The organism is Pseudoalteromonas sp. SR44-8 (genome assembly GCF_014163635.1).
GTDB lineage: Bacteria > Pseudomonadota > Gammaproteobacteria > Enterobacterales > Alteromonadaceae > Pseudoalteromonas > Pseudoalteromonas rhizosphaerae.
Window position 1 is genome coordinate 1 of record NZ_JACJDS010000065.1, and the last position, 9,858, is coordinate 9,858.

The following is a 9,858-nucleotide window of genomic DNA, read 5'->3' on the forward strand; positions in this document are numbered from 1 at the left end:
GGAGCGTTATCGATTGATGCGAAATCTTTAGCAACACCGCCGTATACTTTTGCAAGTACGTTAGTGATTGCTGCAGTTAGGGTAGTTTTACCGTGGTCAACGTGGCCGATTGTACCTACGTTTACGTGCGGTTTTACGCGTTCAAACTTTGCTTTTGCCATGACGGAACCTATCAGTTTTGTGTATCTAGATTACATATGAAAATAATCCACCAGAGGTAGATTAAGTTAAATTTTTCAAATTTCAAATAGTATTTTCTGACAGATAAAGGAAGTAATCAAGAAGATTCTAAGACTGGTGCTGATAGGCAGAGTTGAACTGCCGACCTCACCCTTACCAAGGGTGCGCTCTACCAACTGAGCTATATCAGCAACACCAGAAACTGGAGCGGGCAGCGGGAATCGAACCCGCATCATCAGCTTGGAAGGCTGAGGTAATAGCCATTATACGATGCCCGCGTTAGCAACCTGTTCTTAAACTACCTCTAACCGTCAAGAATAAAGTGGTGGAGGGAGCTGGATTCGAACCAGCGAAGGCTGAGCCGTCAGATTTACAGTCTGATCCCTTTGGCCGCTCGGGAACCCCTCCACGATAATTCTTTACTAAACACTTTCGGTAAAAGGAAAGTGGTGCCGACTAACCGAGTCGAACGGTTGACCTACTGATTACAAGTCAGTTGCTCTACCAGCTGAGCTAAGTCGGCACTGCTTTAGTACGGGGCGAGATATTAGAGGAAGGTTGGTGGTGATGCAACAAGAAAATTAAAAAAAATGTGATTTTATGTGCCGAACGCTCACAAATCAGGCAAAACAGCCTGTTTTTGTTAATTTTTGCTCAATTCATACCAGTAATTGAGCCCCTTCATCACTAATTGCGGATCATAAATCGCGTCTAAAAATTGCGCTTTCAATAATGCACCATAGCCACCAGCAAAAATTAGTTGAGGTTTTTTATTGGTTAAATGTAATTTTGCTTGTTCAACAGCCCCTAAGGTTGCCACTAGCGCGCCATTTTTTAAACCATTAGGTGTGTTTACACCCAGCTCATTCGCAAAAGGCGTGTTGGCATCATCAAAAACACGCTGCGTATTCTGTGTTAATGAGCGTGTCATGAGATCAAGGCCAGGTAATATCCAGCCACCCAAATGTTGTCCTTGTGCTGTAAGTACATCAATTGTTGTGGCTGTGCCTGTGTCTATCACGATGCAATCTTGTTGCGGCCATAATTGAAAAGCAGCAATTAAACCAAGCCAGCGATCAATACCTAAATTACTAAATTGTTGATACGCACAGCTAAGGTTACTCAATTGTTTAGTCACTTTCGCTTCAAAACATGGCACCTGAAATGCCGATGCTTGTGCTAATAGTCCATTGAGTTGCTCATTTTTACCGACACTTGCATAAACCAGCTCGTTAATTTGCCGCCAAGGTAGCGCACTAACATCACACGGTTTGATTTCGCCTTGCAGGCATAGCGCTGCTTTAAGTGCTGTATTACCTACATCGATTAATAATCTCATTGAACTGCCTTGCGTAGTGAAATTTCACCACCGTAATAGCTTTTAACCTCACCATCTTGGCGAATACGAATACCACCTTGTGGATCTATGCCTTCACAGATACCACGCCAGCTTCTATGCCCAGTATTTAACTCCACACACTGTCCTGCAAAGGCGTTGAGTTCGTTCCACTGCTGATACATGTCATGCAAGCCAGTTTGACTGTACTGCGCTAATCGTTGCTCAAGGTGGTATGTTAAATGTGCCACCAGCTGATTTTTATCAATCTGTTGGCTATGTTGGCTCAAATCAGTCCACGCTTGGTCGATTTGCTGGCTGTAGCTTGTGGGCATTTGCAAATTAATACCAACGCCTATTACGAGCTGACATGGTCCTTGTGGCTGACCATCTAATTCGACCAAAACACCTGCGAGCTTTTCTTTATTAAGATAAATATCGTTTGGCCACTTGAGTTCAATATCTAACTGATACAGTGCTTTTAACGTATCGTAAACAGCTAAGCCTACTGCGATAGACATACCCATTGCGGCTTGCAGCCCGTCATCTAAGCGCCAGAAATAACTATAATACAAGTTCGCACCAAATGGAGACTGCCAAACGCGTCCGCGTCGCCCACGCCCTGCTTGCTGCATTTCCGCGACGACGACAGTGCCTGAATCTAGTGTTTGTTTAGCCGCAATACGGCGCATTAACTCACTGTTGGTCGAATCAATGATCGGATGCACTTCGATATGTGCCGTACTGGCGTTCAAGCCTTGATAATATTGCTGGATCTTATTTTGCTCTAACAAGCCCACGGAGTTATTAAGGCTATAACCCTTACCGCTAACTTTAAAAATATCCAGCCCCATCGCTTGTAAACTTTGCATATGTTTACTCACTGCGGCGCGACTAATGCCAAGTTGCTCACCAAGTAATTGCCCAGAGATAAAGCCCCCCTGATTGAGCGCATTTAAGATTGCTAATTTATTACCATCCGGCGCCTTCATGCTAACTCCCCTAAACCGATATGGCATTCAGTATCATTATTCATCAAGCGAACTTCATGCTGTAAGCTTATTTGATAACGTTGCCATATTTGCTGCTGGATATGTTGAATCATTTTAATTAGGTCACTGCCTTCACTGCCACCATGATTAACTAAAACTAACGCTTGTTGCTGATGCACTTCAATTCCTGCGATACGGTACCCTTTTAACCCTGCTTGTTCTATTAACCAACCGGCAGCTACTTTATGGTGGTGTTCATCATAGTAATAATGAGGCAACTGCGGATACGCGACGAGCAATTCGCTAAGTAACTGGTTTTCTATAATTGGGTTTTTAAAAAAGCTTCCGGCATTGGCAAGTATGTAAGGATCCGGTAATTTGCTGTTACGAGTTTTAATCACTTGCTCAAAAACCGTCTGCGCCGTTACCGACTCAAGCTGCTGTAAAGGACCATAGCTTAACTCTGGCTGCCAAAGTTTTGGTAATGCCAATGCAACGCAAGTGATCACTGCTTTATTTTTTAATTGATGCTTAAAAATAGACTCTCGATAGCCAAACTCGCATTGTTGACAACTAAGGCGGATGAGCTGCTTAGTGGCGATATCAAAATATTCTACGTATTCAATAAATTTTGCCAGCTCTACACCATAGGCACCAATATTTTGTACCGGTGCTGCGCCAACTGTACCGGGGATCAAAGCAAGATTTTCAAGCCCAGGCATCCCTTGTTTGAGCGTATATGCAACAAGCTGATGCCAGTTTTCTCCTGCAGCAACTTCAAGTAAGTAATCATTGTCGCGTTCAATGATGGCGATACCGGTAGTCGCCATTTTAATTACAGTGCCTTGATAATCGCTTAAAAATACCGTGTTACTACCTTCACCTAAAATGCAAAAAGGGCTATCAAACGTCAGTAGCTGTAATTGTGTAAGGTCAGTTATTTCGCACAGTTGTGAACACTGGCTCGGTAAAGAAAATGTATGAAAAGCTTGCAAAGAGAGAGCCACAAAATGCCCCAAAGGTTAATCGTCACTAATCGCAATAGTGTAACCTATCGTCGCAAAACGCGCATCAGATTGTAAAAATTGCTCAACCCTGATGGTCAATCATGATATAAAACCTGCACTTTTTATTTCCGTCCAGGGTCAATATGAAACTTAAACCGCTTTTTTTAAGCCTCGCTATGGCAGGTATGTGCTCTCAAGCAATGGCCAGTGCCATTGATCAAAATTCCTATGCTAATCTTGATGATGTTATTACTACACACTTAAATCTTGATTTAGACGTTGATTTTGCTGAAAAGCAGTTAGAAGGTTTTGTTGAGCATACGTTACAATGGCAAAATGCCGACAGCAAAACATTGGTACTTGATACCCGTGACTTAGATATTGATAAAGTAATGTATCAAGATCAAACTGGTGGCTGGCATAAAGCAAAATTTACCCTTGCTGCACGTGATGACGTTAAAGGCTCAAAGTTAACTATTACTTTTAAAAACCAAGCAGCAAAAGTACGCATTTACTACAATAGCCGCCCAGAAGCATCAGGCTTACAATGGTTAACACCTGAGCAAACAGCCAGTAAAACTCATCCGTTTATGTACAGCCAATCGCAAGCAATTCATGCTCGTAGTTGGATCCCAGTACAAGATACACCAGCGATGCGTGTAACTTACTCGGCACGTATTCATACACCTAAAGATGTTCGTGCGGTGATGAGTGCCGACAACAAAGATGCACTTTATAAAGATGGCGATTACATTTTTGATATGCCTCAAGCAATCTCTCCTTACTTAATTGCGATTGGCGCTGGTAATCTAGAATTTAAAGCTATGTCACGCCAAACCGGCATTTTTGCTGAACCAACCATTTTAGATGCATCAATTGCTGAATTTGAAGACACGCAAGCGATGATTGATAAAACAAGTACCATGTATGGTGAATATGCTTGGGGGCGTTATGACCTCTTAATGTTACCGCCGAGCTTTCCTTTCGGTGGCATGGAGAATCCACGTCTGTCGTTTATCACTCCAACGGTTGTTGCTGGCGATAAAAGCCTAGTTAACTTAATCGCTCATGAGCTTGCTCACTCTTGGTCTGGCAACTTAGTAACCAATGCTACATGGGAAGACTTATGGCTGAATGAAGGTTTTACCTCGTACGTTGAAAACCGTATTATGGAAGAAGTTTATGGTCGTGACCGTGCGGTTATGGAGCAAGCGCTTGACGCTGCGGGCCTGCGTGCTCAACTTAAAACTATTGCAGCGCCAGATACTCGCCTTAACTTAAAACTTAATGGCCGCGATCCGGACGATGCATTCAGCTCAGTGCCATATACTAAAGGCCAGCTATTCTTAATTTACCTTGAAAACAAGTATGGTCGCGACAAGTTCGACCCATTTGTAAAAGCCTATTTTAAAGAGTTTTCATTCAAATCTTTGACCACCGCAGAGTTTGTTACTTACTTAAAAACGAACTTAATTGAACAGTATCCAGGTGTTGTTAGCATGGATAAAGTAAACGAGTGGATTTTTCAGCCTGGCTTACCGAGCGATGCACCAAACCCAACCTCAGATGCATTCGATAAAGTAGATAGTGCAACAGCAGCATGGTTAAAAGGTGACACAACTGCCGCACAACTTCCTACGGCAAATTGGACTGTGCATGAGTGGTTACACTTTTTAAATAACTTACCACGTGATTTAAGCCTAGATAAAATGGCGATGCTAGACAGCGAGTTCAACCTTACACAATCAACTAACGCAGAGCGTGCTTTTGCTTGGTTTATGCTTGCGGTTGGCAATGGCTATCAACCTATCTATCCAGCACTTGATAAACACTTATCAGGTATTGGCCGTCGCAAATTAATCGTGCCGCTATACAAAGCTCTGATTACTAATGGTAAACGTGAATGGGCACATGAAGTATACCTAAAAGCGCGCCCGGGCTACCACCCACTTGCGCAAGGTACTATTGACGACTTGTTTGCTAAGTAATAGCTAAATAACGAAAATTAAAAAGGGCGATTTATTCGCCCTTTTTGCTATCTATTTTAATCAGTGCTATTTATTTTTAGTGACTTTATCAATGAAAGCTTGCCGCTCTTGAGCACTGGCTTGTTGCCACCAAAAATCTAACATGGCGGCAGCACTAGGCGCATTAGGTGCAGGGCGAGAAACTGGAGCTTGTAAATTAGCAGCCATCGGTGCAGCTCTGGTTGCTGCTGTTGGTGCTACTTGCACTGTCGCAACTTGAGAGTTAATACTACTTGTCAAATCGGGCTCAGCTATAATGGCTAGCGGCGTGCCTAATGACGCCCCTTTTGCTTGTAAGCTCACTTGTGGCGCTTCTGCAAAAACTTCTGCTGCTACCGCATTATCAGCACGGTTAAACACCACATCATAATCTGTATTGGCAGCAATGGTCATCGTCACCCAAAATGGTTCTGAGTCGATAACTTGATGCTCATCGTAACCTTGCTCGTACAAATCGGTGTATTTAAGTTTGAGCTGATATACGCCAGGAACCAGCTCGACTTCATCAACACGGTTGAAAAATGAATGCTCAATTTTCTTATCGCCCACTTGTAATGGCACTATTTCTTCAGGAAAATTGACGGTTTCGGCCACGCTTGTCGCACTCAAAAATAATGACACAATACCGCTTAATAATAAATGTTTACGCATAATAGCTCCTTGTTGTTTGATTTCAGTTTGACACTGCAGGCAAAGTTTGTCATTAGTGACTTTAGTACAACCGACAAAGAGCCCTTTAAATGAGCCAAGAAACTATTTTTACTAAAATTATTAACCGCGAGATCCCAGCTGATATCATCTACGAAGATGAGCTTAGTTTAGCGTTTAGAGATATCAACCCACAAGCCCCTTTTCACGTGCTGATTATCCCGAAAAAAGCGATTGCGACCATCAATGATATTACCGAGCAAGATGCGCCAATTGTTGGCCACCTGTATGTGGTTGCTGCAAAAATAGCGAAACAACAAGGCTTTGCAGAGGATGGTTTCCGCGTGGTAATGAATTGCAATGAACATGGCGGGCAAACTGTTTATCATATCCATTTACATATGCTAGCAGGTAAAATAATGGGGTGGCCACCTTACCAAAATAAGACTAAAGGTTTACTTTAAACGGCTTAACTGTAAATATTTGTAAAAAAAATTAAATTTGAAAGAAAATGTTATTTGCTATTAATTTCAAATTGTTACAAAGTTTTTTAAATGTATCTTTTATGACGAATACGATAAACGTTATAAAACTATGTCTATCTTACCCTAAAGTAGGAAATTTCTAATACTAAAGGGGCGGATTGCATGTTAGGATTGATTAGTCAACTTTATTCAAGAGTATAGTAAGTATGAGTAGTTCTGCCTTTTTGTTACTAGATCTAGAGCCAATTAATACAATTGGTATTAATGTATTAGAGCCTTTATTAAAAACCCAAGGGCTCAATGTTACTACCGGAACAAATATATCTGACGTTCCTGAGGGAACGCGTTTATTGTTTATCGAAACATCAAGCCAAGACGCTTGGGGGAAATTGAAAGAGCAATTGGTCAATCTACGTATTAAGTGCGATATCGTATTATTCAACTTAGACGAAAATCCAGAACTAGCTAATCGTGCATTGTTAAGCGGTATTCGGGGTGTTTTTTATACTACCGACAATGCTGATGTGCTAATGAAAGGCATTCGTTTATTACTCGAAGATCAGCTGTGGTATCGTCGTGATATCATGTGTAACGCATTAAACCGTATGTTGCAGTTCAATAAAGACGCATTACATAAGCTCACTGACGGTGATATTGAACCTGTAAAATTAACTAAACGCGAAAAAGCAATTATCTCCTTAATGAGTAACGGCTCTAAAAATAAGGAAATAGCTGAAGCGTTAAGCATTAGTCCACACACTGTAAAAACTCATTTATACAGCGCATTTAGAAAGACAAAATGTCGTAATCGTATTGAATTATTATCGTGGGCACAACAAAATATTCCGGACGAAATTCGCTAATCTAGTAACTCTTATTTTAATATTAAAACAGGTACTTTGTGCCTGTTTTTTTTGTTTATTCTAGAGCGCGATATTTGCTAACAAATGCAATTGCCATTATTCTAAACTCGTCATCCTGATCTGCTTGGAATATGAATGCTCGACTCCCTCACGCTCTACTCTGCCAGTGCCGCCATGATGGTCGTCATGGCACTACTCAACTTTTTAACTTGGCGCGCCAACAAAAACACTCCAGGCACAGTGTTATATATTCTTTATCCTTTAGTGCTATTTATTGCTCTAATGAGCTTTGCCTTACACGGTCGTCTCGATAGCATTATCACTATTGTTCTTGCTAATAGTTTATGGTTTAGCGCGTCCATCATCCATGCATTAGCAATCAGCCAATTTTTAGGTTACCGCGGCAAAGAGTTTCGGTTTTTTGTATTAGCAACCTTGTTTTGCGGAGCATTGCTAATGTACTTTACCGTAGTTGATTCTAACCTTCGTAATCGTATGTTGGCCTCTGATTTACAGCATATAAGCGAAGCACTGTTTTTACTGTACTTATTTATTCGCTTTGCCCGTAAGCCCTACCCCAATGGCAGCATTGTCTATATTTTGATCCTGACCATTATTAGCTGTATTTTTGTCGGTCGCGCTTTTTTAATGGAAGATGTTAACAATTTCACACTGTTAAAAGAAAACTGGTTTAGCGTGACCTTACTGGTTAATGGCGTGATCGCCCCAATGTTTTATACCACCGGGATGGCGTTATTATGTAACGAGCGCAGAGAGCAAAACCTCAATCAGTTAACTAATAAAGCGCAAAAAGATCTTGAAATAAGAGGCTTATTTTTATCTACCATTAGTCATGAAATTCGCACTCCCCTTAATGGTATTTTAGGTAGTGCGCAATTGATCTTAAATCAATCAACAGACCCGCGAGACAAACCTTATTGCGAAGCCATTATAAACTCCGCCGAATCACTTAACTTGTTAGTGGATAAAGTGCTTGATTACGCAAGCCTTGACCAACACAACGAAGCACTTTATGAAGAGGACGTAGAATTTAAAACTTGGTTGCATAACTTATGTTTATTACTTAGTCCATTAGCAGAGCAGAAACGCTTAAAGTTTGAGTTAATTTATAACCTCCCAGAGCAAGCTTGTTATTACTGCGACCAACAAAAACTTCGGCAAATCATCATTAACCTCGTTGGTAATGCGATTAAATTTACCGACAAAGGTGAAGTTAAAATTCGCGTAGAGTTATTAGAGGAGCGCCAACTTGAACATCATATTCGTATTAGTGTAATTGACTCGGGGCCTGGCATTGAAGATGATGAAATAGAATACCTTACAGAGCCATACGTACAAAGTAGCGCAGGTAAAGAAAAGGGCGGAACAGGCCTAGGCCTTGCTATCACCAGCCGCCTACTAGCCAAACTGGGCTCCCAACTTGATATTACCAGTGAGTTAGATAAAGGCAGTTCGTTTAGCTTTGATATCACGCTTGTGCTTGGCGAACTCAGCCTTGTTGAACAGCGCCATCAATCAAAAGATTATTTAACTGGATTAGATGTATTACTAGTCGAGGATTTAGATTTAAATCAAAAAATAGCCATAGAATTTATGGCTGATGATGAGCATAAAATCAAGCTCGCCCGCGATGGTAAAAGTGCTATTAACCTGATGCAAGAGTACCACTTTGATGTTGTGCTATTAGACATGAACCTGCCAGATCTGACTGGCCAAGAAGTACTTAAAACCCTCAAAGGTATGGAGCATAAAAATCAACGTACCCCAGTACTCGCCTTTACTGCCAGTTTAAGCCCTGACGAAATCAAAGAGTATTTCTCATTAGGAATAAAAGACATTGTTGGTAAACCAATTAAACAACAAAAATTACGCCAAGCATTAAGTGATTCACAAAGCAGCCATGCACCCAGTATTGCCGTTGAGCTGAGTGATGTTTTATATGACAATACCGCAGCAGACACATTAAAAAGCTCTTTTAGTGAAGACGAGATTTCGTCTATTTACAACGAGTTTGTATTATCCGCACGCAACAAGCTGATCCGTGCTCAACAATTATTAGACGAAGATAAAGAACAATGTATTAAGCTGCTCCATCGCCAAGCAAGCACCGCTTTACAACTTGGTTTTAACCGCTACGGCATAGAGTTAAAAAAAATAGAACGACGCTTACTCGACAACAAACCGCTTAAAGAGTCACTCACAGAAGCATTGGTGTTATGGCAAAATAGCCTTGAGCAGTATTTAAAGTATGTCAGGGAGCAGATGAGTTGACGAGTTGCCGAGTTGGCGAGTTGGCGAG

At 41.3% G+C, this 9,858-nt stretch carries 9 protein-coding genes and 4 tRNA genes; 4 read left to right on the forward strand and 9 right to left on the reverse strand.

Annotated elements, in window-relative coordinates:
* The 8 genes from H5183_RS20970 to murB all read right to left on the reverse strand — a co-directional run.
* A partial coding sequence (locus H5183_RS20970) for a GTP-binding protein (protein ID WP_246175643.1) occupies positions 1-161 on the reverse strand: 161 nt, incomplete at its 3' end.
* Positions 162-295: 134 nt separating this feature from the next.
* Positions 296-371: transfer RNA gene (locus H5183_RS20975), tRNA-Thr, on the reverse strand.
* Positions 372-383: 12 nt separating this feature from the next.
* Positions 384-458 (reverse strand) — tRNA-Gly (locus tag H5183_RS20980).
* A gap of 45 nt (positions 459-503) precedes the next feature.
* Positions 504-588, reverse strand: a tRNA-Tyr gene (locus tag H5183_RS20985).
* 39 nt (positions 589-627) lie between these two features.
* Positions 628-703: transfer RNA gene (locus H5183_RS20990), tRNA-Thr, on the reverse strand.
* 120 nt (positions 704-823) lie between these two features.
* A complete protein-coding gene (locus H5183_RS20995) occupies positions 824-1,519 on the reverse strand; it encodes a type III pantothenate kinase (RefSeq protein WP_145242748.1) in 696 nt (231 codons plus the stop codon).
* The gene (gene birA / locus H5183_RS21000) at positions 1,516-2,508 is read right to left on the reverse strand and encodes a bifunctional biotin--[acetyl-CoA-carboxylase] ligase/biotin operon repressor BirA (protein ID WP_182732635.1); all 993 of its coding nucleotides are present in this window, start codon (positions 2,506-2,508) and stop codon (positions 1,516-1,518) included. The genes H5183_RS20995 and birA overlap by 4 nt, the downstream gene beginning before the upstream one ends.
* Positions 2,505-3,515: a UDP-N-acetylmuramate dehydrogenase gene (gene murB, locus H5183_RS21005; RefSeq protein ID WP_182732636.1), complete on the reverse strand. Its 1,011-nt coding sequence runs from the start codon at positions 3,513-3,515 to the stop codon at positions 2,505-2,507. The genes birA and murB overlap by 4 nt, the downstream gene beginning before the upstream one ends.
* A 143-nt stretch (positions 3,516-3,658) precedes the next feature.
* Between murB and H5183_RS21010 the strand changes: the two genes are divergently transcribed.
* Positions 3,659-5,503 carry a M1 family metallopeptidase gene (locus tag H5183_RS21010; protein ID WP_182732637.1) on the forward strand — a complete coding sequence of 615 codons (1,845 nt, stop codon included), beginning with the start codon at positions 3,659-3,661 and terminating at the stop codon, positions 5,501-5,503.
* A gap of 66 nt (positions 5,504-5,569) precedes the next feature.
* Here H5183_RS21010 and H5183_RS21015 read toward each other — a convergent pair whose 3' ends face one another.
* Entirely contained in the window at positions 5,570-6,193 is a 624-nt protein-coding gene (locus H5183_RS21015; protein WP_182732638.1) for a DUF2057 family protein, read from the reverse strand.
* Between the two features lie 89 nt (positions 6,194-6,282).
* Here H5183_RS21015 and H5183_RS21020 point away from each other — a divergent pair, with 89 nt between their 5' ends.
* From H5183_RS21020 to H5183_RS21030, 3 genes are all read left to right on the forward strand, one after another.
* Positions 6,283-6,654 carry a histidine triad nucleotide-binding protein gene (locus tag H5183_RS21020; protein WP_145242738.1) on the forward strand — a complete coding sequence of 124 codons (372 nt, stop codon included), beginning with the start codon at positions 6,283-6,285 and terminating at the stop codon, positions 6,652-6,654.
* 227 nt (positions 6,655-6,881) lie between these two features.
* The gene (locus H5183_RS21025) at positions 6,882-7,538 is read left to right on the forward strand and encodes a response regulator transcription factor (RefSeq protein WP_145242736.1); all 657 of its coding nucleotides are present in this window, start codon (positions 6,882-6,884) and stop codon (positions 7,536-7,538) included.
* 135 nt (positions 7,539-7,673) lie between these two features.
* Positions 7,674-9,830, forward strand: a complete 2,157-nt coding sequence (locus H5183_RS21030) for an ATP-binding protein (protein WP_145242734.1) — start codon at positions 7,674-7,676, stop codon at positions 9,828-9,830.
* The last annotated feature ends 28 nt before the right edge of the window (positions 9,831-9,858 follow it).

What these genes read in the sequence shown, in the direction of transcription:
- birA (WP_182732635.1), bottom strand. Translation starts at nt 2,508, where the DNA reads ATGAAGGCGCCGGATGGTAATAAATTAGCAATCTTAAATGCGCTCAAT.
- H5183_RS21020 (WP_145242738.1), top strand. Translation starts at nt 6,283, where the DNA reads ATGAGCCAAGAAACTATTTTTACTAAAATTATTAACCGCGAGATCCCA.
- H5183_RS21025 (WP_145242736.1), top strand. Translation starts at nt 6,882, where the DNA reads ATGAGTAGTTCTGCCTTTTTGTTACTAGATCTAGAGCCAATTAATACA.
- H5183_RS21030 (WP_145242734.1), top strand. Translation starts at nt 7,674, where the DNA reads ATGCTCGACTCCCTCACGCTCTACTCTGCCAGTGCCGCCATGATGGTC.
- H5183_RS21015 (WP_182732638.1), bottom strand. Translation starts at nt 6,193, where the DNA reads ATGCGTAAACATTTATTATTAAGCGGTATTGTGTCATTATTTTTGAGT.
- H5183_RS20995 (WP_145242748.1), bottom strand. Translation starts at nt 1,519, where the DNA reads ATGAGATTATTAATCGATGTAGGTAATACAGCACTTAAAGCAGCGCTA.
- H5183_RS21010 (WP_182732637.1), top strand. Translation starts at nt 3,659, where the DNA reads ATGAAACTTAAACCGCTTTTTTTAAGCCTCGCTATGGCAGGTATGTGC.